Annotated in this window: 25 protein-coding genes and 1 tRNA gene; 9 read left to right on the forward strand and 17 right to left on the reverse strand. The window is 46.8% G+C overall.

The window, feature by feature from the left end; all coding sequences use genetic code 11:
* The 3 genes from HPS55_RS01730 to HPS55_RS01740 all read left to right on the forward strand — a co-directional run.
* A partial coding sequence (locus HPS55_RS01730) for a transposase (protein ID WP_172324649.1) occupies nucleotides 1-644 on the forward strand: 644 nt, incomplete at its 5' end.
* 281 nt (nucleotides 645-925) lie between these two features.
* A complete protein-coding gene (locus HPS55_RS01735; protein ID WP_172176586.1) occupies nucleotides 926-1630 on the forward strand; it encodes a DUF4893 domain-containing protein in 705 nt (234 codons plus the stop codon).
* Between the two features lie 18 nt (nucleotides 1631-1648).
* Complete coding sequence (locus tag HPS55_RS01740; protein WP_172176588.1) at nucleotides 1649-1975, forward strand: DMT family transporter; 327 nt, start codon at nucleotides 1649-1651, stop codon at nucleotides 1973-1975.
* A gap of 20 nt (nucleotides 1976-1995) precedes the next feature.
* Here HPS55_RS01740 and HPS55_RS01745 read toward each other — a convergent pair whose 3' ends face one another.
* Nucleotides 1996-2685 carry an SIMPL domain-containing protein gene (locus HPS55_RS01745; RefSeq protein WP_172176590.1) on the reverse strand — a complete coding sequence of 230 codons (690 nt, stop codon included), beginning with the start codon at nucleotides 2683-2685 and terminating at the stop codon, nucleotides 1996-1998.
* A 22-nt stretch (nucleotides 2686-2707) separates the two neighbouring features.
* Nucleotides 2708-3091 (reverse strand): winged helix-turn-helix transcriptional regulator, encoded by a 384-nt coding sequence (locus tag HPS55_RS01750; protein WP_172176903.1) that lies wholly within the window; start codon nucleotides 3089-3091, stop codon nucleotides 2708-2710.
* 232 nt (nucleotides 3092-3323) lie between these two features.
* Here HPS55_RS01750 and HPS55_RS01755 point away from each other — a divergent pair, with 232 nt between their 5' ends.
* Both HPS55_RS01755 and HPS55_RS01760 read left to right on the forward strand, forming a co-directional pair.
* Nucleotides 3324-3773, forward strand: coding sequence for a cupin domain-containing protein (locus HPS55_RS01755; RefSeq protein WP_172176592.1), 450 nt, complete (start codon nucleotides 3324-3326; stop codon nucleotides 3771-3773).
* 369 nt (nucleotides 3774-4142) lie between these two features.
* The gene (locus HPS55_RS01760; RefSeq protein WP_172176594.1) at nucleotides 4143-6224 is read left to right on the forward strand and encodes a DUF262 domain-containing protein; all 2082 of its coding nucleotides are present in this window, start codon (nucleotides 4143-4145) and stop codon (nucleotides 6222-6224) included.
* Nucleotides 6225-6323: 99 nt separating this feature from the next.
* Here HPS55_RS01760 and HPS55_RS01765 read toward each other — a convergent pair whose 3' ends face one another.
* Nucleotides 6324-7217: a radical SAM protein gene (locus HPS55_RS01765; RefSeq protein ID WP_172176596.1), complete on the reverse strand. Its 894-nt coding sequence runs from the start codon at nucleotides 7215-7217 to the stop codon at nucleotides 6324-6326.
* Between the two features lie 136 nt (nucleotides 7218-7353).
* Here HPS55_RS01765 and HPS55_RS01770 point away from each other — a divergent pair, with 136 nt between their 5' ends.
* A complete protein-coding gene (locus HPS55_RS01770) occupies nucleotides 7354-7719 on the forward strand; it encodes a winged helix-turn-helix transcriptional regulator (protein WP_172176598.1) in 366 nt (121 codons plus the stop codon).
* A gap of 15 nt (nucleotides 7720-7734) precedes the next feature.
* Here HPS55_RS01770 and HPS55_RS01775 read toward each other — a convergent pair whose 3' ends face one another.
* The 3 genes from HPS55_RS01775 to HPS55_RS01785 all read right to left on the reverse strand — a co-directional run bounded on the left by HPS55_RS01775 (nucleotide 7735) and on the right by HPS55_RS01785 (nucleotide 10131).
* Nucleotides 7735-8304 (reverse strand): YdeI/OmpD-associated family protein, encoded by a 570-nt coding sequence (locus HPS55_RS01775; protein WP_172176600.1) that lies wholly within the window; start codon nucleotides 8302-8304, stop codon nucleotides 7735-7737.
* 441 nt (nucleotides 8305-8745) lie between these two features.
* Complete coding sequence (locus HPS55_RS01780; RefSeq protein WP_172176602.1) at nucleotides 8746-9351, reverse strand: DJ-1/PfpI family protein; 606 nt, start codon at nucleotides 9349-9351, stop codon at nucleotides 8746-8748.
* A gap of 99 nt (nucleotides 9352-9450) precedes the next feature.
* Entirely contained in the window at nucleotides 9451-10131 is a 681-nt protein-coding gene (locus HPS55_RS01785) for a zinc ribbon domain-containing protein (RefSeq protein WP_172176604.1), read from the reverse strand.
* Between the two features lie 457 nt (nucleotides 10132-10588).
* Between HPS55_RS01785 and HPS55_RS01790 the strand changes: the two genes are divergently transcribed.
* The gene (locus tag HPS55_RS01790; RefSeq protein WP_172176606.1) at nucleotides 10589-11014 is read left to right on the forward strand and encodes a GNAT family N-acetyltransferase; all 426 of its coding nucleotides are present in this window, start codon (nucleotides 10589-10591) and stop codon (nucleotides 11012-11014) included.
* Between the two features lie 36 nt (nucleotides 11015-11050).
* Here the strand turns inward: HPS55_RS01790 and HPS55_RS01795 are convergent, their stop codons facing one another.
* The 11 genes from HPS55_RS01795 to HPS55_RS01845 all read right to left on the reverse strand — a co-directional run bounded on the left by HPS55_RS01795 (nucleotide 11051) and on the right by HPS55_RS01845 (nucleotide 22694).
* A complete protein-coding gene (locus HPS55_RS01795; RefSeq protein ID WP_172176608.1) occupies nucleotides 11051-12583 on the reverse strand; it encodes a ComEC/Rec2 family competence protein in 1533 nt (510 codons plus the stop codon).
* Nucleotides 12584-12696: 113 nt separating this feature from the next.
* Nucleotides 12697-14127, reverse strand: a complete 1431-nt coding sequence (locus HPS55_RS01800) for an NADH-quinone oxidoreductase subunit N (protein WP_172176610.1) — start codon at nucleotides 14125-14127, stop codon at nucleotides 12697-12699.
* 14 nt (nucleotides 14128-14141) lie between these two features.
* Entirely contained in the window at nucleotides 14142-15632 is a 1491-nt protein-coding gene (locus HPS55_RS01805; RefSeq protein WP_172176612.1) for a complex I subunit 4 family protein, read from the reverse strand.
* A gap of 9 nt (nucleotides 15633-15641) precedes the next feature.
* Nucleotides 15642-17633 (reverse strand): NADH-quinone oxidoreductase subunit L, encoded by a 1992-nt coding sequence (nuoL, locus tag HPS55_RS01810; protein WP_172176614.1) that lies wholly within the window; start codon nucleotides 17631-17633, stop codon nucleotides 15642-15644.
* Nucleotides 17634-17641: 8 nt separating this feature from the next.
* On the reverse strand, nucleotides 17642-17950 hold the full coding sequence (gene nuoK / locus HPS55_RS01815) for an NADH-quinone oxidoreductase subunit NuoK (protein WP_172176616.1): 309 nt from the start codon (nucleotides 17948-17950) through the stop codon (nucleotides 17642-17644).
* Nucleotides 17951-17953: 3 nt separating this feature from the next.
* The gene (locus HPS55_RS01820) at nucleotides 17954-18478 is read right to left on the reverse strand and encodes an NADH-quinone oxidoreductase subunit J family protein (protein ID WP_172176618.1); all 525 of its coding nucleotides are present in this window, start codon (nucleotides 18476-18478) and stop codon (nucleotides 17954-17956) included.
* A 17-nt stretch (nucleotides 18479-18495) separates the two neighbouring features.
* Nucleotides 18496-19023 (reverse strand): NuoI/complex I 23 kDa subunit family protein, encoded by a 528-nt coding sequence (locus HPS55_RS01825; RefSeq protein WP_172176620.1) that lies wholly within the window; start codon nucleotides 19021-19023, stop codon nucleotides 18496-18498.
* Between the two features lie 33 nt (nucleotides 19024-19056).
* Nucleotides 19057-20145 carry an NADH-quinone oxidoreductase subunit NuoH gene (gene nuoH, locus HPS55_RS01830; protein WP_172176622.1) on the reverse strand — a complete coding sequence of 363 codons (1089 nt, stop codon included), beginning with the start codon at nucleotides 20143-20145 and terminating at the stop codon, nucleotides 19057-19059.
* Between the two features lie 6 nt (nucleotides 20146-20151).
* On the reverse strand, nucleotides 20152-21720 hold the full coding sequence (locus HPS55_RS01835) for an NADH-quinone oxidoreductase subunit D (RefSeq protein WP_172176624.1): 1569 nt from the start codon (nucleotides 21718-21720) through the stop codon (nucleotides 20152-20154).
* A gap of 18 nt (nucleotides 21721-21738) precedes the next feature.
* Nucleotides 21739-22353 carry an NADH-quinone oxidoreductase subunit B gene (locus tag HPS55_RS01840; RefSeq protein ID WP_172176626.1) on the reverse strand — a complete coding sequence of 205 codons (615 nt, stop codon included), beginning with the start codon at nucleotides 22351-22353 and terminating at the stop codon, nucleotides 21739-21741.
* On the reverse strand, nucleotides 22344-22694 hold the full coding sequence (locus tag HPS55_RS01845) for an NADH-quinone oxidoreductase subunit A (protein WP_172176628.1): 351 nt from the start codon (nucleotides 22692-22694) through the stop codon (nucleotides 22344-22346). The genes HPS55_RS01840 and HPS55_RS01845 overlap by 10 nt, the downstream gene beginning before the upstream one ends.
* 818 nt (nucleotides 22695-23512) lie before the next feature.
* Here HPS55_RS01845 and HPS55_RS01850 point away from each other — a divergent pair.
* Together HPS55_RS01850 and HPS55_RS01855 are read left to right on the forward strand one after the other, a co-directional pair.
* A tRNA-Phe gene (locus tag HPS55_RS01850) sits at nucleotides 23513-23585 on the forward strand.
* Nucleotides 23586-23899: 314 nt separating this feature from the next.
* Entirely contained in the window at nucleotides 23900-26428 is a 2529-nt protein-coding gene (locus tag HPS55_RS01855) for a glycosyl hydrolase 115 family protein (RefSeq protein ID WP_172176630.1), read from the forward strand.
* Nucleotides 26429-26439 lie beyond the last annotated feature (11 nt).

Below are 26439 nucleotides of genomic sequence, written 5' to 3' on the forward strand. Positions count from 1 at the left end.
ACGAGCCGCTAAGCCCTGCCCTGTCACAGCTGCGTGAGCTAAGTCTGTACAGACAGATGCTCGTCAGGCAGAGGAGCGGTTTTCTGGTACGCATGGACGAGAAGATGCTCACCATGGAGAAGTCGCCCGTGAAGACGATGATTTCACAGAGCGGAAGGCGTATCCTGTCAGAACTTGACAAGGAGATAGATAAGATCGACAAGAAGATTGCATCGCTCATAGAATCCGACGGGGAGCTGGCCGAAGTGTTCAGGATCGTGACATCAGTGCCGGGAATAGGCACGCAGAACGCCGTGTTCATGATGGTATATACCAACAACTTCAGAAAGTTCGGATATGACCCCAGGAAAATCGCATGCTACTATGGAATAGCGCCATTCGGAAGGGATTCGGGGACAAGCATACATTCACAGCCACATGTGCATTATATGGCAAACAGGCAGATAAAGGCCATGCTCACGATGGCGGCAATGGCTGCCGTCAGATACAATCCCGCAATAGCGCTATACTACAACGGGCTCCTGAAAAGGGGGAAAAAGAAGCAGGTCGCACTCAACAATGTCAAGAATAAACTCATACATATCGTCACTGCCTTGGTCAGAAAAAACACCAAGTACGACATACAATACAAAATTTCAATATAAAATAAAAATAATCGGAAAAATATTTGGATTTTTACATAGAAAGCAGGGCGCGGGGATTGTCGATGTATGATTCCCGGGGTGCCGCTTCGCTCTGCCCCGGGCTATGTGCTCGTTGCCCCGACGGGGCGCATCCATCCTATATCAGGACGATTATGTAGTTTAATTTTGTTGACCAACTTATTTGGCCACTTTAAATATTGTTCGTACTTTTGCACTTGGGAAGCGATGTTAAGAGCATATCCACATCGACAGGCAGAAACATTTTAATTTATAATGAAGCAATGAAACATCAGTTCATAACGGCAACAATCGTATTAGCGGCGATGCTGTTTGTCGCATGTCCGACCTCCGGTTATTCAAGCATCAATATACCGGAAGACATGAATACTGCGGTAAACATAAATACGGCAGATGGCATGGATGCGACGGAAACCATTGAGATAAAGGCAGATACCGTTAAGGCCGACACATCCGATGTGATTGTCCCTGCGCTCAACCGGCTCATACATGCCGACGACTATCTACTGCTTACCCAAGGCAAGGAAACGGCTTTGAACATACTTTCCAGCCTTGACAACGATGTTTACGGAAACCGTGAGGTGCCAATGGTCAGAAATCTGCTGACAAGCAAGCACCAGACTGTCTCTTTGCATGAACTGAAAGACTACCGGCGCGTAAGATCTATACAGGTAAACAATAGCGGCATATTTTCTTACCCTTATTTCACATGCCGGTTCAAGGATTCCGGTGGAAAGATGTTCTTCGAAAAGACAACCGGAAGCCAGCGCAAATCGGGATATGTGTATGAAAACACACGAGAGACAATGGTGTTCCTCGGAGGATGGTCGGTGAACAACGACCCGCAAACGACATACAACAGTCCGAACTCAGTGGCCGGAATGGTCTATAAGATAGGTACGGGCAAAATCATAATGCTGTTTGTCATGTCCAACCAGACATTTGAGATATACGAGCTGAAAAAATAATGTGAAACACAAATACTCATGAACTGGATAGTATTGATTTTCGCAGGATTCTGCGAAGTCGGGTTTACCTATTGTCTCGGCCGTGCCAAGGCTGTCACCGGCATCGAATGGTGGGCATGGATGAGCGGATTTGTCGTTTTCACAATTATAAGTATGTCAATGCTTGCCAAGGCTACTCAAACACTGCCATTGGGCACTGCATACCCGGTGTGGACCGGTATCGGCGCCGTAGGCACCGTGCTGGTTGGGATATTCGTCTTCGGAGAGCCGGCCACGTTCTGGCGTATGTTCTTCATAACCACGCTGATAGCATCCGTTGTCGGACTGAAGATGATTTCACATTAAACGGCAGCTTTATTCCGACATCACTTCCCCGAAAACAAATAGCGCACTTTTACGCTGTAACGACGAACAATGCGACGCATCTTCTCCATGCCAGTACCACTGTCAAAAGCGACATTGCTGAATGTCGGAACATCGTAATAACCCGGACCGTTCTCCACTATCTCGCACGGCATCACGATTTTCAAACCCTCATTGTCTGCTATAAATCCGGCCTTTTCGCGAGCGGCATCCAACGCAGCCTTAAGCCCCATACGGTTATACCTCTCAATATCTGTATTGTCTATCTTTATAATGTTGAAACTTGATATGCCACTACGCTCCAATTTGTCGGATATGCGCTCTATAAGATTGAAGTCCGAAACCGTCACCGACAGATTCTTACCCATCAGAAAATCGGAAGAGGCATTACGGTTACGATAATTACCTATATCCGACACCACAACGAGCGAATCATTCACCCCTACTCCACGAAGCGTTTTGAGCACACTATTTTCTATATCCTTTAGTCTGACAATGGTACTGTCTCCGGATACAGCGTGCTTATAATACTCCAACATCCCAATCTCTATGGTGATACGGTTGGGAACGATATTGATAGTGGCTGTTCCTGTCACTTCGATAAATTGAGAAGAGGCATTCTGCGCATCGCAGAAAAATACCGGCACCATCAGCAATGCCGATTGCATCATCAGTCTTATTACGCTTTTCATTTTTTTACTTCAAAATTGATTGTCACTGTCTGTTATTACCATCACCCTCGAACATCCTGCGGTGATTAACTATCGACTTCATGTTCTTCAAGGCCCAGTCGGTGAGCTGCCGTATAATGGGCACGAGCGACTGCCCCGTAGACGTCAATTCATACTCCACCCGTATTGGCACTTCGTGAAAAACAGTGCGCCTGACCAGTCCGTCAGCCTCAAGCATATGGAGCGTGCCGGCAAGCATCTTTGTGGATATGTCAGGGATTAGTTTGCCGAGCCGGTTAAAACGTGTGCATCCGTTCTCACTCAATATCAGGATTACAAGCAGTGCCCACTTGTTGCCGAAGCGCGCCACGACGTTTCGGATAGGGCATATCTCAATGATTGATTTTTTTTTCTGTTTTTTTGCCATCATAACTTGTTGTCGTTCACCAAGAGTGAGTTTCTGGTAACTTGCTCACCTCCTTGTAACCTATTGTATAATAGATAAATAGTTCGTAACTTTGCACCGTTGAAAGATAGCGGTAAAGCACTGCAAAGTTAACGAATAAAAGGCAGAATACTTGCTTCTTAGGAAGAATTTATTATGAAATAAGGAACTCGGAATACAAATAAGTCACAATAATTAATTTTTGATTACGATTATGAAACAGATTGAACTGATTGCAACAGCATCAAATTTCAGTGCCGCCAACATTGGCAAATTAAGTGAATTGAATGACTATGTACTGCAACTCGGACCGGATGTGAAGATACCGGGCAAGGTGTTCGGTGGTGCAGCAATAGGCGCCACAGGTGGAGATTTCTCATTCCAGGTATTCCAACCGGGTACGGAAACAGGATTCCTGCATACCCACAAAAAGCACGAGGAACTATACTTTTTCCTCAGCGGACAGGGTGAATTTCAGGTAGACGGCCAAGTTATATCTGTCGGTGAAGGCAGCGTGGTGCGTGTGGCGCCGGACGGACGCCGCAGCGTGCGCAACAACGGCACAGCCCCACTCGTGATGCTCTGCGTGCAGTATCGTGGCGCAACGTTCACAGAGGAGGATGCCGCCGACGGCGTGATACTCAACGAAGCCGTGACATGGTAGATTGCCTATATATAACAAAGAGACCGTGTCTAAATATCTCACTACGAAATATATAATGAACCGTATTTTGACACGACCTCATAAATCATATTAACACGTAAAATAAACCTGTTGGCATAATTGAGTTCGTACTGATTCAGCCAACAGGTTTTCCATATTATATAATCAGCACATTATTTTGTACAATATTTTTGTTTTATTTACAAAACTTCGTTATTGGCAACTCGCATATAAGTACATTTCCGCTAAAGAAAAACTCAAATCTTTATCCTACCGATGTATGAATCTTGGAATTTATATTTATCTTTGCAGTGTAATTGCAACGAATCACGCAAAATATATCATCAATACTTAAAATAAGAAAACAACATGAAAGGCGACGCCCAACCACTTATAAAATTCTTTGACGGATCAGACAAACGCTTCATCATCCCGTTGTATCAGCGCAACTACGACTGGAAAGAGGAAAACTGCGAACAGCTTTTCCTGGACCTGATAAAACTGCATGACAGTAAAAGGAAAAGCCATTTCTTCGGCAGCATCGTTTCAAGCATTCAAGCCGGAACAGAAGACCGGTATATCATCGACGGCCAACAGCGTATAACAACGGTATCGCTGTTACTGATTGCCATTGTCAATGCACAAAGAGAGGGACTGATAGAGGCTGCTGACGCAAAACTTGTGGAAAAGATTTTCAAACGTTATCTTGTCGATGAATATCAGGAAGACGAACGCAAAGTGAAATTGAAGCCCATAAAGAAAGACATGCAGGCTTTCGACGCACTGCTGTACAAGCCCAAAGAACAGTATATCAGGGAATCCAATGTAACACGCAACTACGATTTCTTCTTCGACAAGGTAATTCGTTCCGGAATGACTGCCGACGAACTCTTTGACACAATCAAGAAACTTGAAGTGATAAACATACGTCTTGACGAAGACGACGACCCGCAGCTTATTTTCGAAAGTCTCAATTCTACAGGTCTTGACCTCAGTGAAGCCGACAAAATACGCAACTACCTGTTGATGTCGCTTGCCCCCGCAGAACAGGATGAGCTGTACAACCGTTTTTGGAATCCGATTGAAGAATACACCAGATACAATCCGTCTTCGTTCGTACGCGACTATCTTACAATGAAACAAGGCAAGATAGGACGAATAGACAAGATATACTTCATATTTAAGGAATATGCGGAAGGATTTTCCACAGACCGTGCCGAACTGCTGGCCGACATGCACCGCTACGCCCGAATATACAACCAGATAGACAATGCCAATGTAGGTTCCGACAGGCTTAACCGCAAACTGAAACAGTTGCGGACATTGGATTCTGCCATTGCCAACCCGTTCTTCATGGCTTTCTTTGACCATGCCGCGGCTACGGAAATGAAGGAAGATGAAATATATAATGTTATCGATGTGATAGAGGCTTACTGGGCACGACGCATCATCTGCAACCTTCCATCCAACGTACTGAACAAAGTCTTTGCCACTCTGCACAGAGACGTTCTCAACAATATGGACAAAGCCGGGAATGCCCCAATCGCCTCATACACCGATATACTGACTTATGTTCTGCTGAAAAAAGGACGCTCATCCGTTTTTCCGACGGACGATGAAGTAAGAAGCGACTTTGCAACCAGGCAGATATACAAGATGCCGGCAAATACGCGCATGTTCATCCTTGAACGCATGGAGAACAGAGACAACAACGAACGGCATGACGTGGTGAAAGAACTGACGGAGAAAAACATAACTATAGAACACATCATGCCGCAGACTCTTTCGGACAAATGGAAAGCGGCATTGGGCGATGAATGGGAAAGAATACATCAGCAATATCTTCACACAATGGCAAATCTCACCCTGACGGGTTACAACTCGCAATACAGCAACCTCTCTTTTCTCGAAAAAAGAAACATGGAAAAAGGCTTCAAAGACAGTGCTTTCCGTCTGAACAACTATGTAAAGACATGCGGACAATGGACAGAAACGGAGCTGAAACAACGCCAACAGGATTTGCTCGGAGTATTCCTTAGACTGTGGCCGATGCCTTCGACGAATTTTGAACCGGCCAGACGTGAACAGGAAACGGCATCACTGGACGACGACGACTTTGAATTCACAGGAAAGAAATTGCAGGCATATATCCTTAACGGCGTGCGCTATACAGTGAATACATGGAAAGAGATGCTATTCGGAGTGTGCGGGCATGTCTTGTTGGAAAAACGTTCGACAATGGAATGGATGTGCGCAAACGAAAAGTATGGATTCTCATGCACACCGGAATCATGGAGAAAAAAACTTGCTCCCGATATGTACGTATGGACAGACAACAATACTATGTCAAAAATAAATATACTTCACGGGCTGTTTGCTGAATGCAATATCCCCGCTTCCGAACTGGTTTTCGAATTTCGTCCGGATACGGAAGGGGATGATGAAGAATGAATGATACAGTGGACTTTATAAAACGATGTCGCTGAATATGCCGGTTTCACAAACGAAATATTAATCATGATGCACAACAATCAACGGAATATGGCATCTTCACAGATGCCATATTCCGTTGCGGTAGTCCTTCAGTTCCGCTTCGGAAAACTGCGCCATCGCCTTGTCAAATTCCCTAAGAACAGCCGCCTTGTCATAAGGCAGTGCTCCAGTCACGGGAACCGTGTTGGAAACATGATGCCCCAAGATGTTTACTCTGATTTTCAACCGGTCAACCAATGTACGCATCTCTATCAGTCGTTCTATTTCCGGTTCTTCCTCATACTTACCGTCAATCACATCCTGATACAGACTTGATTCAGGGAATATTGTCAATGAGACAATATTTATTATACACGGATGCAGTCTGTTGACAACATCTGCCGTTGCCACGGCACTCTCGACCCCACATCCTTTTCCGCCAAGTCCGTTGAGATAAAACAGGTTATAGCGTATTCCCGCCTCATCGAGTTTTGAGAGCTGGGAAATAATGTCAGATGCCCGGTAGCCTTTATTCATCTTCTCAAGTGTAGGGTCGTGAGCCGTTTCCATTCCTATGTTGATGCTGTCGAGCTTCATATGTCTCAGTTTTTTCAACTCCTCAACGCTCTTCGGAGCTATGTCAGTAACTCTTGCGAACATTCCAAAAGACACCATATGAGGAAGATACTTCCTGAGCAGGACGGCTATGTCCATTAGCCTGTTGTAACTCAGGGCAAACGGATTCGCCCCAGTAAGGTAAACACGGCGGGCACGGGGTTGCCAATGGCTTATGACACGGAGATCTTCCTCCACCTCGGACAAGGGAGACATACGGAAAGGAGTACCATGATACAGACTGCAAAACTTGCACTTATGCCATGTACAGCCAGACGTTATTTGCAATAATTGTGAACTTGCCTCATAGGGCGGACGCCATACCTGACCGGTAAAATGTAATTGCGGATATTCCATATTCTAACTGTTTTTTGTATATTTGCAAGCGCAAAATTATACAATTATCGTATATGAAACAATAACTTACCAAAAGGTCTGACCCTTACAGAAAAGTTAGTATTGCTCATTATCAGACTCTTATAAACACCCGAATATGGCAAAAAAGTTAGACTACGGATACTGCAAGGCTGCCCCGATACTTGAATGGATAGGCAACAAGTGGGCATTGGTAGTTCTCGTGAAGATTTACGAGAGCGGCCCCGTTCGTTTCAACGAATTGTACAGAAGTATCCCGTCTGTTTCGGAAAAGGTATTGTCGCAAGTTCTCAGGCAGCTTACGACTGACGGTATAATCGACCGCCGGCTGTTTCCGGATGTTCCTCCTCACGTGGAATATACAATCTCGGATTTAGGCAAGTCACTTCTCCCTAATATAGAAGTCCTGATAGCTTGGGGACAAACCTATTTCGACCGGATTATGGAAAATCGGAGGAAGGCAGAGGCAAATAAGGAAAAGTGAATCCGAATTATATGGTTAATACTCAAGCAGGCGACCGCAGTCATGCCAATCGCCTATCATCTTTCCGCGCCTACTTGCCTCGATTAGTTTCTGCAAGCGGCTCTCGAATAGCTCTTTAAAAGATTTGTTCCGCTGGATGTTGTCGATTCTGACACGCTGATAAAGCCCCGGAAAACTACAGAAATTCTGCCATGCAATCGTATCAGCCTTGAAAGCGTAGATAATTTCAGGCATGATAACAAATTCCGCTTTGAGGTCGGGGCAGGCTGCGCGGCCTGCTTCGGTCATCATGCCAAGTTTTTCGAGTCTCCTACACCGTTCCTTATTGAGTTCGGTCCATTGGCCATGTCTGTTACGTGGACCGAATCGCTGGAGCGTCACGCCACCGACATTCTTTACCGTCGAATCAATCCATCCGAAACACAGAGCCTCCTCAACGGCATCGAGATACCACAAGGCATCTTCAGGCGGTGTCTTGCCGCGCTTCACCGCTATCCAGCACTCCTTTTCTGTAGCGCTATTCTTCGTCAACCATTCACGGAAGTCTGCGCGGCTTGTGAGGTCAAGAATATTTCGTGGTACCATATATGGCATAATTCTAATTGAATTTTCTCGTTTGAGGTTCTATTTCTTTCCCACCTTTTTTACTTAGTTTTCCTATTTTTTTGTTTGCTCGGTTTACTGACATATCGGCTTACTGCCATTGCCGTATATCCGATCAGTAGATAGACAATGGCATAAACTATAAACCAAGGTTCTTGAATGTCGAAGAACAGCCATGTTCCGACAAGAAAAAATATTGAAGAAAACAATGGGAGAATCCCCATCCGGCGTATATCATTTCCACTTTTATATCCAAGAACAAGAGAATAACAAGGATTGACTATGAAAAACAAAATAATACACAATGCCATACCGGCACACTCCGACGCAAACCGGGCCACAGCAAACGGCAGAACGAACATCACGGATATTGTGACAACAATCCAGATTATGACAGAACTACGGTCTTCCATTGCATTAATATCAGGAGAACAACGCACAAAAGCCCTGCTTGTTGAACTGATAATACATTTCTATGCGCTCCGGCGTATCGTTTTCAAGAAGCAATAACAGCTCTTTGGCAAATTCAAGTGTTGCCGAGCCGTTGGCCGTCACTATACGGTTGTCACAAACCGCTTGTGCATGGACATATCCGGTGGCATTGTTATAATTCTCGCCACCCCACAGTTTCAGCTGTTCCACACCGTTACCCGTGTGCTTGATATTGTTGAGGAAACCGTGCTTCGCCAAAAAGGATGCTGCGTTGCATATAGCACCTATCGGCTTACCATTCTCAATGGCTTTTCTTATGATTGGTACAACCCTGTCAGCCACAAGCGTTGCCCAACCGAAACCACCGATAAGTATCAGTGCGGCATAATCGTCGGGCATCGTGGCAAACGAATAATCTGGCATGGTACGGAAGCCTCCAATTGATTTTACCGGCTCCAATGTAGGAGCCACAGTCTTGTTTACATACTTCGGATTCGCTTTCAAAGCCATTTCGTCAGAGGCGATGGCCTGTGAAAGATACACCTCTTCGTGTGCCGCATAGTCAGGCAAAAGAATATATAAAATCTCGTTGCTCATATCTTTTTTTGATTTCAATTTACCGAATGCTTATTACGTATATTCAGCTCCTGACAAAGCACATGCTTATCAGGAACTGAAAAGACCATTACATTCATTCTATATCGTTTCGTGTGCAAACTCACCGTTTATCCATACGGTAGCTTCCGTTCCGACGAAATGAAGAAGCACGTAGTTCGGGTCTGCCGGTCCGCCGGGAAAATGATTGATATACCAGTCCTGCCACATTTCCTTACGGATTCTGTCATCAGTGACTATTTCAACCGTTCCCCGCAGGGCAACACTGTCACCATGTAAAGAATAGCACAATCCGGCTTTCGGATTCAATCCGAAGTCGGATGTCTTCACCGAATCTGCTCCCGTAGCCATCCACACCTCGTTGCATCCGGCCGTGCTTCCTTTCGACATTGGCACGGGACGCGGAAAACCATCGGCATTGACTGATGCCAATGTCACCTCCTGACATTGTGCAAGCAATGCCGTAGCTTTCTCGACAAGTGTTCTTTCGTCTTTTTGCTTCCAACGTTTCAGATGCGGAAAGAACTGTCGCATCTGTTCTTTAGCCTGCTCTGGAGTAAGATTCCAGCCGGTAGCCTGATTCATCTGATCGGTAAACTGTGCGCAAAACTCAATCATCTGGTTCATGTTGAAATCTTGCGTGAATTTCCCTTCCTTGTAACAATACATGCAGTAGTCCTCACTTCTGCTGTTGTCGGCATTTGTGCCTTTGTTCTCGTCCGTGAGTGGCATACCGCAACTCTGACAGAATTTTTGTTCCATATATAATTTTCTATTTGCCCTCACAATCCGGAAGAGCTTGTTATTAAAATAGCAGAAGCGCGGACCGCATGAGTACAACGCTTCTTGCAAATGCAGTGAATAGACGTATCCTTTCAAATACAAAGTTAATGATAATCTGCAACATCTCATTATCATCCGATTGAAGTTTATGGAGTTTTAACTCTCAATTTTAAACAGACATGAGCTTGATTTTCATTTTTTTGAGGTCTCACATAAGTTCATAAAAGTAAATTGCAAATATATCAAAACTTTCCTCTAAAGAAAAAAGCATTTTTTCATCCTGCCGGTGTATAATCTCACGATTTATATGTACATTTGCCAAACAATCAACATTATATACAAACAATAGAAAGAGCAATAATGAACAACTACCGCAAGCAAACAGAAATGCTCTTCCAACGGCAGTATGGAATACGGATGTATTTAGAATAAAAGAATGATAACAGCATCTACAAACACAGACTGGCCACGTATGGCTGAGATATGGGAAAGTGCCGTAAGAGCCACCCACGATTTCCTGTCGGCAGAGGATTTTGAGTATTATAAGGCCCGGATAATGACTTACTTCGGGCAAGTCAACAGTTATTTATATAAAACCACAGACGGGATTACGGCCGGATTTATCGGTATTGCCGACGGTAATATAGAAATGTTGTTCGTGGACAACGACTTCCGTGGAAAAGGCATCGGAAGTCAACTTGTAGCATTCGCTGTAGAAGAACTTGGCGCCAACAAAGTTGACGTAAACGAACAAAACCATCTGGCAACGGGCTTTTACATCCGTATGGGGTTCCGCATAGTCGGCCGTTCGCCACAAGACGGTGACGGGAAAGATTATCCGTTACTTCACATGCGAATATAAACTGCACTCTCTCTCACTCTCCGACTTTGGGCTTTGTTAAAAAGATGCCCGCCTTTTAAAAAATATCCGGTGACACAAAAGGCACAATGAAATGATAACAACGTAAACGGCCAAAAGTTGAACCGCATTGATATGAACACCCGTTATAACGGCTCCTGGCAATGATGAAACCATTTTCAAGAAAGTATTAAGACTGCCTACAGTGAAAACAAGTAGCATGACTGCCATCTTCTGTATTACGGGAATAAAGAAAAGGGCAAGTGTCAGAGCCGAAAGATAGAGAATTATAGTAACGACAGGAACAACTACAATATTGGCAATAAGAAAATAAGTTGGAACCGTTCCGAAATAATAGGCTACAAGCGGTGCTGTAGCAAGCTGGGCAGAGCATGACATAACAAGAAGATTCCAAAGCCAATTCAAAATGCGATGACGCTGCAAGAAAGAGCGTGAAACGATATTGGCTATGTTGCGGTTGGCTATAAGAATGGCAGCAACTGATATGAAAGACAATTGGAAACCTACATCATAAAGACAGAAAGGATTTGCCACGAGCATGAGCAGGGCGGCAAAAGCAAGGACGTTGAGCGACATGCGGTCACGTCCGGTGAGTCCCACTATTGAATACACGCTTATCATGATAGCCGAGCGCACCACTGACGGCGGCATACCAACCATAAAGACATAAAACCAGATGGAGACAACAAGCAATGCCTCGCGCAAAACGGCAAAACGAAGTCCGACAAAAAGCAAAGAAAAGAGCAGATATATTATGCTGAGATGCATACCCGAAAGAGCAAGAACATGAGACACTCCCGCTGTAGAATATGTTGCACGCAGTTCGGAAGAAATATCTGAACGATGTCCAAGGGTCATGGCTGATACAACGGCAAAGTTGTCTCCATCAAGTCCTATATTGCGATATTTTTCCATTATTTTATGTCTCATGCGCATAAACGACAGGCGCGAACGCTGCCAAACGGTAAGGCGGCTCATACTGACGGATGCCTTTCGCCAATTGCGATAAAAAATGAATGTCTGCGCTGTGACATCATGGGCTTTGAGATAAGTGACATAATCAAAGTTTGAATCAACGAAATTCTTTGGCGGTTTCATGACCGAATATGCCGTCAGACCATCACCGACACCAAGTGCCGCATAGCGGCCTGTGACAGTATCTTTCAATAATGACGCCCTGACTGTTCGCCCACTTAACGGACCGGAAGATATGATCATGTCAAAACGGACAGTCTTTCCACGTTCGACAGGCTCTGTCACGACAACCGCTTCATATTGAATTGCACCACAAGGCAACTGCACCCTATAGTTCCTTTCTGCAACACTTATCAGTGCACAGCCTATAAAAAATGAAGTAACAAGGATAGCATAACTCTGAAAGACAGGGAACCTGAAAAGCAATACGGATATTGCGGACAACACGACAACAGCAGCAATCCAGATAGTGGAATCGGCATAAGCGATGAGCCACTGTCCCGATATGATGCCCGAAACAAGACATAGCGCAACAGGAACAAGCGGATATATCCGGAATATGCCTTTATTGTTCATGGTATTTCACATAAGACATTTTTTGATTGAAAATACGAAGACGCGAAGATACAACGGTTTCGTTATGAAAATCTTTGTATCTCCGCGTCTTTGCGCTTAAACTATGTCATATTTCAGTGGGCCGCAGCGGCAATCCACTCATATATGCAACTGAAAACACCGAATGCCACGATACCGGCAGTGCAAAGGGCAAGAGCCAGACGAGTGTTGCAGTCACTGCGGAAAGCAGGCAGCGACGACTCGTCGTTGTTGATGTACATGGCCTTGACTATCAACAGATAATAGTAAAGGCTGACCACTGTGTTAATCAATGCTATGAACACAACAAAATATGCAAGGAACGATCCCTGCTCGGCAGCAGCCATAAAGACGAAGAACTTGCTGAACATACCTGCAAACGGCGGAATACCGGCAAGTGAGAACAAGGCAAGCGTCATCAGAAAAGCGAGTTTGGGATTGGTCTTGTAAAGTCCGTTATAACTGTCCATCCTGGTCGTGCCACCACAATTCTGCTCAACGGCATTGATAACCGTGAACACACTCATATTGGCAACCACATATACCAACACATAGTATGTCAGTGCGGCCACACCTGTTGCGCTGTTGCCAATAACGGCAAGCATGATGTAGCCGGCCTGTGAGATAGAACTGAAAGCCATGAACCGCTTGAGCTCTTTCTGACGGATGGCAAACAGGTTGGCTATGGTAATGCTGAGCACGATAACTATATAGAGCAGATACTCCCAATACTCAATCATGGGTGCGAAAACCTTCATCAGGATGACCATCAGCGTGAACGAGGCAGCTCCTTTTGATATAACACTGAGATAACCGGTTACGGCTGTAGGCGCTCCCTGATAGGTGTCGGCTGTCCAAAAGTGGAACGGAACAAGAGAAATCTTGAAACCGAGACCGCTGAAGAAGAAAACAAGACCCATTATGGTGAGAGACGATGTGGACAACCGTGTTGTCACGTCATCGAAATAAAGTGTGCCGACAGCACCATAGATGAACGAAATGCCGTAGAGCATCACACCGCTTGAGAATGTTGCCGTAAGAATGAACTTGGCAGCACTTTCGGCCGAATTTTTCTTCATCTTGTCGAAAGCCACGAGACATGCCATGGGAACCGATGCCATCTCAAGACCGAGGAAGAACATGAGGAAATGTCCGGAAGACATCATCATATACATACCGAGAAGAGTCGATACAACGAGCATATAGAACTCTCCGGCCTTGTTCTTTACATCGTCACGATTGAGCCATGGCTGGGCCATTATCATCACTATAAGGGTTCCGGCGGTGAGAATAAGTTTCATCACGTTTACGGAATTGCTCGTGACATAAAGTCCGCCAAAAGCCGTAGTGGCATCGGCGAGCAGGCACGGTACTGCCTGAGCGAACATGAGCGTACCCGTTATTGTATACAGCACGGTGTTCTTCTTTCCGTTGCCATGCAGTGCGAAATCAGCAATGAATACTATTACCAGGACAGCCATCAATGTGGCTTCCGGCAGCATATTAAAGAATTGACTGTAATCCATTTGTACTGATAGTTTTAAAAGTTAATTACGCTGAGAATCGGAGCCACACCATCAGTGATGACGTTGCTTGCCCAAAGCGGGAACGAACCGAGACCGGCCACACAGAAGATAAGGCAGCATACGGAGAAGCGCTCGTCCCATGTAGCGTCGGTGAGTTCAAGATAATGCGGGTCGGCAACATTGCCAAACAGAATCCTACCTACGGTACGCAGGATGTAGACCGCCGTAACCACAATCGAAGTACATGCGATGATGGTTGCCACACGGTGGAACATGTCGGCATTCTCAAACGAACCCACAAATATGGTCATCTCAGCGATGAAGCCAGAAAAACCCGGCAAACCAAGATTGGCAAGACCGGCAATTACATAACCTACGCTTAAGAAAGGCATAATCTTCATCAATCCACCCAACTTGCGTATGTCACGTGTGTGTGTACGGCCGTATATCATACCGATGAGTGCGAAGAAAAGGGCCGTCATAAGTCCGTGGGAAAGCATCTGAAGGATTGCACCGGTACAGGCTGTCTTTGTCATCATAAGCAGTGCGAAGAGCACCAGACCACAGTGAGACACAGACGAATATGCATTGATATACTTCAGGTCAGTCTGAACGCAGGCTGAGAGCGCTCCGTAAACCACAGATATTGTAGTGAGAATAAGGAACACCCAAGCCAACTCCTGAGCCGCATCGGGCAACAGATACATGGCCACACGGAAACATCCGTAACCTCCGAGTTTCATGAGCACTCCGGCATGGAGCATCGAAACGGCTGTAGGAGCCGAAGCGTGACCGTCGGGCGACCATGTGTGGAAAGGGAAGAGCGCGCCAAGCACGCCGAATCCGATGAAGATGAACGGGAAGAATATCTTCTGTACGTCAACGGGAATATTGTGCATGGCAGCAATCTCCTGGACGTTCATTGTCGTTGCACCGCTGAAATAGTAGATTCCGAGGATTCCGATGATAAGCAAGGCCGAGCCTCCCATAAGCATCAAAGTGAGCTTCATGGCAGCATACTCCTTGTTTCCGCTACCCCACACACCGATGAGAAGATACATCGGGATGAGAGCAACCTCATAGAACATGAACATAGTGAACATATCGGTGCAGATGAAGAAGCCGTAAACACCGGTAGAGAGCAGTGTGAACCAAAGGAAGTACTCCTTTGTCATAGGCTTGAGCTGCCATGACGCGAAAGTTCCGGTAAACACAATGATGCTTGACAGAAGCAACATGACGACAGAAATACCGTCAACACCAACCGAATAGGCTATATTCAAGGGCTTGAACCAAGGAATGCTTTCTGCAAAAAGCATGGGAAATTCCTCGGCAGGCATAGTCGCACGCATATCAAGGAACGCGAACACCAGCCATACAGACAGGGCCAGCAGGCATGAAGAGCCGACCACCATCACTCCACGCACCTGATTGAGATTGCGGGCTATCCAAAGGCCGAGCAACATCAGGACGGGTATTACTACGAATAGACTTAAAATATTCATCTTTTCTGATTATATGCAAAGTAATACTAATGTTAAGGCCACTGTGCCGGTAATAAACCATACGGCATACTTGCGCACGTCGCCACTCTGCCACGGGCGGATAGTCTCTCCGGCCTCGTTGGCTCCCCATGCAAGAAAATCGAACGTTCCGTCGATTACGTGGCGGTCAAACCAGGCAATAGGTGTACTTACACAACGGAAGATAATCTTGTGAGTCACAAACATATAGACCTCATCCATGTAGAAACGCTTGTAAGCGGCACGATGAAGTTTGGGGAATGTACGATAGAGCTTATCGGCAATGGGCTGCTTCTCACCTTTATATATATATGTGGCAAGAGCAATGCTGATGATAGCGATAATAGTGCTCGTAGCTGCCACCTGAAGATCAAAGTGGATGTTATATTCCGCACCTGAAGCCGTTACGAAACTACCGAAACTGCCACCCCAACCGGCAAATCCGGCTATAGTGGTATAAACCCCCACTCCAACGGTAATCACACAGAGCACGATGAGTGGCAAGGTCATGTTGAGCGGTGCCTCATGAGGAGTGTGATGAGCATGAAGTTCCTTATTCTCCGTACCCCAGAATATTCCGTAGTATAGACGGAACATATAGAATGCCGTCATGGCAGCCACACCTGTCATAATCCAACCAACAACGGGACTGTAAGCAAAGCAGGCTGTGATAATCTCGTCCTTAGAGCTGAATCCCGAGAAGAACGGTATTCCCGCAATGGCAAGACATGAGATGAGGAATGTGATATGAGTGACGGGCATATACTTGCGGAGTCCGCCCATGGTAGACATCTCGTTGGAATGAACGGCATGGATGATACATCCTGCTCCAAGGAACAGGCAAGCCTTGAACATGGCGTGTGTGAACAGGTGGAACATGGATGCCATGAAACCGAGCTGCGCATGATTGTCAAGCACCTCACCGTGATGACCGGGCATACAAACACCGAGCGCAACCATCATGAAAGCTATCTGTGATATGGTCGAGAAGGCAAGCACGCGCTTGATGTCGCTCTGTGCGCATGCAACGGCAGCAGCATAGAAAGCGGTGAACACACCTACCCATACCACAATGCTCATCTGACCGGGAGCATACTCAACCCACAATGGGAACAGACGCGCAATCTGGAACACACCGGCCACAACCATCGTAGCGGCGTGTATAAGGGCGCTGACAGGTGTCGGGCCTTCCATGGCATCCGGCAGCCAGATGTGCAACGGGAACATAGCACTCTTACCGGCACCTCCGATGAACATCAGCACGAGGGCTGTGGGCAGAATGAATCCACCGGCAGCCACGGCCTTCATCACGTCAACGGGGATAAACGGTGCCGTGCCGTCAGCCATCACCACATCACCGGCAAACGAGAAGCTGAACGAACCCGTATAGTAACCGAAGATAAGGATACCGATAAGGAAGAACATATCGGCAAAACGAGTAACGATGAAAGCCTTCTTCGATGCCGAAACAGCGGGCTGGAGAGGATAGTAGAATCCGATAAGCAGATATGAGCTTACACCCACGAGCTCCCAAAATAGATACATCTGGAAGATGTTTGTGGCAACAACAAGTCCGAGCATCGACATGGTGAAGAGGCTCAGATAGGCATAATAGCGCTGGAATCCTTTCTCACCGTGCATATAGCCGAACGAATAGATATGCACCATCAGGCTGACAGTGCTTATCACGATAAGCATCATCACCGAAATGGGATCAAGCATGATACCGAGGTCGAAGTTGAGCTGACCCAGCGGCAACCATGTGAAATTATATGGCACCAACGTTGCAAAAGCGCCGTCAGCGCCGCGCTCTGCCGTGAAATAGCAGAAAGCGGTGTAATAAGACAATGCGGTCACGATACCCAATGATGTGGTACCTATAAGACCGGCTGTCTTATGCGGCATCTTCATACCGGCCAATCCCAATACGATGAATGAGAACAGCGGCAGAAGGAGTATCAGAAATACAAAACTATAATCCATAACTCACATTAAAATTTCATGTTTTCAATACTGTTCACCTGATCGCTATGGAAATTACGGTAAACATTGATAATAATCGCGATGGCCACAGCACTCTCAGCGGCACTGACACCGATAGAGAACAACGTCATGAAGAAGCCCTCCAGCTCTCCGGGGAAGAGCATACGGTTGAATGCAGCGAAATTGAGATCGACGGCGTTCAGCACAAGTTCGATTGAGATAAGCATGGCTATCAGATTGCGACGGGTAACGAAACCGAACACGCCGATGAAGAACAGCAGTGCGCTAAGCACGAAATAATATTCTATTGGTACCATAATTTACTTCTCCTCCTCTTTTCTTGATACAACAATGCCTCCGATAATACATGCGAGCAGGAACACCGAGATGAACTCGAAGGGGAGAACATACTGGTATTTCTCGCTGCCGAGCAGAGACTGACCGATAACCTCCATGGGCACTTCGCCGCCGTCTGCCGAGCAGCAAGCCTTGCTGACGAACTCATTCTTCAGCAACACAAGAGCCACAACGGCAAAACTGACAAGCGCCACAAGAGCACCGCAGACAGCGCGGCTCGTCTTGACACGCTCTACCAGACCCTGCAACGTGCGCTTGCCTACAAGCTGTATGGCAAACACGTAAATCATCGTCACGCCACCGGCGTAAACGCTGATTTGTGCCGCACCGAGATAAGTGTAGTCGAGCAGGAAGTAAAGCCCTGCCACACCAAAGAGAACGAACAGCATAAAAGTGGCTGCCCGCATGATGCGAGTCGTTGTGACACACATAACGGCCGAACCGAGTATGACAACGGCAAGAATTATAAACATTATTAAATTAGCCATAATACAACGTCCTCCCATTATTTTTTAGTGTTCCACTTTCCGATTTCAATAGGAGCGCCACCGTCAATAATGTTGGGCAGCGACGACTCGTATTGCAATTCCTTGTCGAGGTGCAGCACAAGCGAACCGCGCTCGAATGTGGAGTTCTCAAAATCGTTTGTAAACTTGATAGCATCCTGAGGACAAACGTTTACACAGAGCTGGCAGAACATGCAGTCGCCCAAATCATACTGATAGTCGGTCAGGAACTTCTTTTTCTTGCCGTCCTCTGTCTCACGCATCTCGGCCGTTATCTTGATAGTGCCGTTGGGACATGCCTTTTCGCACAGCGTACAGGCAATGCACTTATGGTTGCCTTCGGCGTCGTGCGGCATTACAAGGCGTCCGCGGTGGCGCTCAGACACGTGCAGCGTGGTCTTGCGGTTTTCCGGATACTGTTCGGTCACCTTCGGGATGAAGTACTCCTTCATCGTGACCCCCAGACCGGTGAGCAGCGACTTGACGCCTTTCACTGCTCCTCCGAAATATGAATTGTTATTTTCCATTGTCTAATGAATTTGATGATTCAGCCGTTTCTATTATTTGATATACCATCCCAATGCTACGATGACGGTCATCAGCACAAGATTTATCAGTGACAACGGCATGAGATACTTCCACTCAAGTTTCAGAATCTGGTCGATACGCAGACGCGGGAATGACCAGCGGATCCAGAGCAACACCCAAACAAGCAGGAATGCCTTGCCAAGGAACCACACTATACCTGGAATACAGTCCATGAAGGAGTCAACCCCAGCCACACCGATATGAATAGGCATCCATCCGCCAAGGAATACCGTCGTGGCAACACCGGCGATGACAAACATGTTGAGATACTCGGCCAGATAGAAGAATCCGAAGCCCATACCCGAATATTCGGTGTGGTAACCGGCGGTAAGCTCACTCTCGGCCTCAGGCAGGTCGAACGGGCCGCGGTTGGCCTCGGCGTTACCGGCCACCAAGAACACGATGAAAGCGATAATTGCAGGGATATGACCTTGGAACACGAGCCATCCGAAAGGTCCGGACTGTGCTTCAACGATACCGCTGATCTGCATTGTACCGGTAAGCACTACGGCCGTAATCAGACACAGACAGAGTGACATCTCGTAAGATATCATCTGAACGGCACCACGCATTGCCGACACCACGCTATACTTGTTGTTCGAGCCCCATCCTGCAAGGAACACGCCGACAACGCCTATACTGGAAATTGCCGTGAGCAGGAATATACCGACATTGAAGTCAAGAATACCTGCGCCCTTGTTCCATGGCATGAACGAGAATGTTCCTACAGAAGCAATGAGCACAAGGAACGGGGCCACGAGATAGAGCAGCTTGTCAGCCTTGTCGACAAAGAATATCTCCTTCTGAAGCATCTTCAGCACGTCGGCAAACACCTGGAATACACCCCACGGGCCGACACGCATCGGGCCCAGACGGCACTGGAAGTAGGCACACACCTTGCGTTCCATGAAAATGAGCACGATGGCCAGCATGGCATAGGCGGCAAGTATGAACACGCCCACGAGCACGCACTCTATAAGTATCGACAAGAAGTCCCCCAAGCCGAGAGTTTCGCGCAGAAGGCTGTCGAACCAAGTTGTTACTATACTAAAATCAAACATAACTTATTATCTGTCAATATCAGGAATTACATAATCTAATGTGGCGCCCACGGCTATAAGGTCGGCTATCTTCTCGCCACGCAGCAGGTCGTCCAAGGCCGATACCAACGGCAGACCCATCGGACGGAACTTCAGGCGGTAAGGGCTCTTGTCGCCCTTAGAGTCGAGATATACACCGATTTCTCCACGACTACCCTCGCACGATGTGTACCACTGTCCCTCGGGCACGCGGATAATAGGCTTCTGCTTGATATAGAAGTCACCGGCAGGAATATTGTCGATGAGTTGTTCGATGATGCGGATGCTCTGCTCCATTTCGTCCATACGAACCATATATCGGTCGAAGCAGTCGCCATTCTGATAAGTAATCTCGTCAAAGTCCACCTTTCCGTACATATCGTAAGGATGGTTCTTGCGCACGTCGTTATGCCATCCCGCAGCACGACCCGTACCGCCGGTACATCCGTAGCTGATTGCGTCTTCCATCGACAGTCTGCCCACATTCTTGAAACGGTTCTGCAGAATCACGTTGCCGGTGAATATGTCACGGTACTCCTTGAACATAGGCTTCATATAAGCACACAGCTTCTTCACGTTCTGCACGAAGTTGGGGTCGATGTCGGCCTGGCATCCGCCGATTCGGTAATAGTTCTGAATCAGCCGTCCGCCCGTAGTCTCCTCCATCACGTTGAGCACCTGCTCGCGGTCGCGCATACCATATATAAATGCGGTAAGGGCACCGAGGTCCTGAGCGCAACAGCCATAGAACAGCAGGTGGCTGTCCAAACGCTGGAGCTCGTCCATAATCGTGCGGATGTACTTTATACGGTCGGTTATCTCCACACCCATAGCTTCCTCTATAACTGAGCACAGCGCATGGCGGTTCATCATGGCGCTCAGATAATCCATACGGTCGGTCAAAGCCAAAGTCTGCGGATAGGTGTAGCTCTCGCACATCTTCTCTATACCGCGGTGTATGTATCCGCAATGGGGATAAATCTTCTTGATTGTCTCACCGTCAAGCACCGTCTGCAGGCGGAGCACACCGTGGGTGGCGGGGTGCTGCGGTCCGATGTTGATTACATAGTCTTCGTCGCCGAACAGCGGCCGCTTTGTCGCCACCAGCCTGCCGTCCTTGTCGAGATTGTACTCGAAAGTATAATCCGGCTCGGGGTCGTCGGTCAGTACATAGCGGTTGTTATCGGCGCTCATGTCGTAATCCTTACGGAACGGATAACCCTCAAAGTCCGAACGCAGATAGATGCGGCGCATGTCCTTATGTCCGAGGAACTTGATACCGAAGAAGTCGTAAACCTCACGCTCCAGTATCTCGGCGCTCTTCCACAAGTGCATCACCGTGGGGATGTAAGGCTCGTTGCGGTCAGCGTTGACAGCCTTCACGCTCATACGCTCGTGGGTCTTGGTGTTCTCCAATATATAGATACACCCAAGACCTTCCTCACCGAAGTCCTCACCTACTATTGTCACAAGGAAGTCGAAATGCTTTTCGTTCTTCAGTTTTGCCATCTCAGCGGCAAACACGTTCAATTCGAATTGTATGTTTTCTAATTTCATAACGTCGTCTTCCTTCTTTTATTTGTTAAAGTCTTCAGGCACGTTTGTCACAACGACAGGCTTCTTCTCCTTGCGGTTGCGGCCGCCGAAGAATTTCTCAATCTTCACCTTGCGCTGCAACTGCATCATACCGTAGAGGATAGCCTCGGGACGCGGAGGACAGCCCGGCACAAACACATCTACCGGAATAATCTCCTCGATGCCCTTCACCACGTGATAGCTGCCCTTGAACGGTCCGCCCGATATGGCGCATCCGCCCACAGCCACTACATACTTCGGCTCGGCCATCTCGTCATACAGACGTTTCAGCACGGGTGCCATCTTGTGCGTGATTGTACCGGCACACATGATAAGATCGGCCTGGCGCGGAGAGTTGCGCGTAACCTCGAATCCGAAACGGGCGAAGTCGTAGCGGGCACATCCCACGGCCATAAACTCGATACCACAACAACTTGTGGCAAAGGTGAGCGACCATAGCGAGTTGCTGCGGCCCCAGTTGATAGCCTGGTCGAGCGAACCCACAAACACATCCACACCTCCCTCGTGAAGCTCGTTTACAATCTTCTCGAGAGACTCGTTGTCCTTAAACTCTGCGTAAGGAATACTCTTGATATGCGGCTTTCTTACTTCCATTCCAATGCTCCTTTCCGCCAGGCATACGCCAAGCCAAATACAAGTACCAACAGGAAGAAACCGATGCTAAGCAATGCCATGGCACCGAACTCCTTTACTACCACTGCCCAGGGATACAGGAATACTGTTTCCACATCGAACATGAGGAATAGAATAGCAAACAGGTAGTAGCCCACCGACATAGGTAACCAAGACGAACCACGAGTCGGTATACCGCACTCGAATGGCTCACCTTTTACCTTGTTGTATGAGCGTGGACCGATGAGTTTCGCGATTACATAGGCCGCTGCTACCAGTACAATAGCCGTTACAAGAACGGTAAGTAACAAGATAAAATACATAAAAATATTATAATATTACAAATTTGTACGCTTTGGAAAAGCAGTGCAAAGGTAATAAAATTATCGCAAAGAGTATTACCAAAAGCAAAAAAATGTGGAATATAAAAATATTTCGCCCGCAATTTCACTGTGACGGCATAGCTTCCACAAACATTCAATACGGAAGCACAATGCCTGTATGCACTCACGTAAATCTTTCAATGTCTCCATTCTGAATTTATGGTCACCGGATTTTATAATACATCAATTACGCTCTCACTCAAGTACAAGGCCGTTGTACCGGCAGTACAAGGCCGTTGTACCAACAGTACAACAGCGCTGAACCGGCAGTACAACGGCCTTGTACCTACTTCACGACAAAGGTGCAGACCTGAAATCGCATTTATAGACTGATTTCATATCCGAGCAACAGCAACACCTCAATAATACGTTTCGTGTATACTGGTATGCATAAGATGTGCTTTTTCGACAGACATTATACACAATATCATTTCTGACATAACAAGATTCCTGTCATAAATAAAATCAAGAAGTATACAATTGTTGTTTCCAAATACATGATATACCTTATTTATTTTAATTTCAGAAACCCGCATCACATAAGATTATAAAGGGTATAATATGTCAGATTTATCATAATATTACCAATTGCTTGTTTTGCTGTATGGCCTCCTTGATAGGATTCAGACAATGCCACAAACACGATTATTATACATAAAAAACGTTAACAACAAAAGATATTTAATACGATTTTTTCTTTTATTAAAAATATTTATTGTACCTTTGCACCGCATTAAAAACAATGCATATTCAATGCTGGTGCCATAGCTCAGTTGGTAGAGCAAAGGACTGAAAATCCTTGTGTCCCCGGTTCGATTCCTGGTGGCACCACTCCTCCTTTCATTAGCCCTGTTAGCGCAAGCTGCAGGGTTTTCTTTTTTTATCAACATCTGTCTTTATACATCGGCACTCACGGCCTGACGGGAACCTTTGCCGGCATTTTATTCTTGCTTGCATATATTCGTATTCTGTAAATATATAATATGGTATTCAATAAGGTTTCAGCATATAGAAAACCATGTGAGACAAAAAGAAAAGTTTCGAACCGGATTTTTGCATATCTTTGCCCCATCTATATAACAAACATCCAATGTACCCGCTATATTAAATGAAAATAAACCAAACCTAAAAACAACATAAACAAAATGAAAACGAAGCTACTTTTGCTTATCATGCTGTTGCCAGCATGTATTACCAAAGGCAATACATTTCGTATAGATAATGCCGTTATATGCCATGACAAGAACGAACCTATGGCTGTGATAAAAGCCATTGCCGGACTACAGGATGACATAGAGCGAGTGACAGGGAAAAAGCCAACGACGACCACCGGCAAACACAAAGGTGCAAAAGTAATTGTAGGAACCTATGGCGTGAGCCGCCAGATAACATCGCTGATAAAATCAGGAGTGCTTAAGGAAGAAGATCTGAAAAACAAGTGGGAGAGCTATGTAATCACCGTAACCAATGACAATAATCCGTGTCTCGTCATAGCCGGAAGCGACAAACGCGGCACAGCCTACGGCATATATGAAGTGTCGAGACAAATTGGCGTGTCACCATGGTATTGGTGGGCCGACGTGCCTGTTGCGCATAAGGAAACGGCAACGGTAGACTTCGGTTACCACACATCAGGTGAACCCTCGGTGAAATATCGCGGAATATTCATCAACGACGAAGACTGGGGACTTAAACCATGGTCAGCCACGAATTACGAAAAAGAACTGAAAGACATCGGACCCCGCACCTATGCCAAAGTGTGCGAACTGATAATCCGGTTGAAAGGCAACATGCTTGCCCCTGCAATGCACTCGTGCACAGGCGCATTCTACTCGCATCCGGAAAGCAAACTGGTAGCCGACTCTTTCGGAGTTATGATAACCACGTCACACTGCGAGCCTCTTCTGCTTAACAATGCCGCGAAGAGCGAATGGGACTCGAAACGTGACGGAGAATGGAACTACAAGACCAACAAGGCTACCATAGCAGGCAAATGGGAAGCACGCCTCGGTGAAGCGGCACAGTTTGACAATATATATACACTGGCCATGCGCGGAGTGCACGACGAAGGCATGCGCGGCAATCTTCCAATAGACGAGCGGGTGTCGATAATCCAGCAGGTTACGGCCGACCAACGCGAAATGATAAGCCGACACACTGGAAAAACGATTACGGAAGTACCGCAGATATTCGTTCCCTACAAGGAGACAATGGACATATACGAACACGGACTGCGCGTGCCAGAAGACGTAACACTGGTATGGGTTGACGACAATTACGGATACATGAAACGTGTGTCCGATGAAAACGAGCGGAAACGCAGCGGCCGAGCAGGTGTCTACTATCATCTGTCATATCTTGGAGCCCCACACGACTATCTGTGGCTGAACACCACCGCCCCCGTACTGATGTATGAGGAGTTGAAGAAATCGTATGATACAGGTGCCGACAGATACTGGCTGCTGAATGTAGGCGACATAAAACCGATGGAGATTGGCATACAGACGTTCATGGACATGGCATGGAATTTCGATGCTTTCGACATCGCCAGCGTAAACAACCATCAGGCCGAAATGCTCGCCGGAATATTCGGCAACATATATAAAGACGAGTTTCAGCACATCCTTGACGAATACTACAGATTGGCATGGAGCCGCAAACCGGAGTATATGGGATTCGAGTATGAATGGGACGACGACGAGCACACCGGATTGCGTGACACCGAGTTCTCTTTCGCCAATTACAACGATGCCCAACAGAGGTTGGCCGATTACCAAAACCTGGCAGACCGTGTAGAAGCCATTGCACAGGCTCTACCCTCCGGCACAACCACAAGGGAATCGTTTTTCCAGTTGATACAATATCCGGTACAGGCCTCGTATCAAATGAACCGAAAGTTCCTCATGGCCCAGCTTAACCACGAACTGCACGCTGACGGACTGACAGCCGAGGCCAACTGGGCCGCACGTGAGACACAAATAGCCTACGACAGCATCAGCTCGCTGAACAAAAGATACAACACCATGCTCAACGGCAAATGGAAAGGCATGATGACCATACCTCCCGGATATACAGCACTGTATCATAAAAAGCCGGAGGTGACATATACAGACGTGGCCGGAGAGAAAGAGCCCTCAGGACTGTTGAAACCAAACAAGGCAAACAACGAATTGGAAAATTGCCATGTGGTAAATCTGGCCCAATATACAAACAAGACCGGCAAAGTAAACATCATAAAAGGTATCGGATACGACTGGCAGGTGGTTCAGGTAGGCCAACCCTGCGAAGCCCCTGTAGATATAGAATCATCGACAAAGGCTGCTGTGGAATACACATTCCCAAAAACCGACAAGGACTCAGTAGATGTAATCATCAGTACCGTTCCGTTCTGGCCGCTGCACGCCGGTCGTGGCAACGCACTGGGAGTATCTGTCGACGGAGGCGAGAAGCAGATATACAACAACAAATTTGCCGAATACTCACGCCGATGGAAAGACCAGGTAATGAGGAACGGCGCCGAGTGCCGCATGAGGTTTGCCATAGACAGAAACCGCGACAGACATACTTTGTCATTATTCATGGGCGATCCGGGGCAGATGATACAGCGCATCATAATAGATTGGGGAGGACTGAAAAAGACCTATGTAGGGGTCAGTCCGCAAAATCCTATTTAACACGAAAAAGG

The sequence above is a fragment of the Xylanibacter rodentium genome, assembly GCF_013166575.1.
GTDB classification, from domain to species: Bacteria; Bacteroidota; Bacteroidia; order Bacteroidales; family Bacteroidaceae; genus Prevotella; species Prevotella rodentium.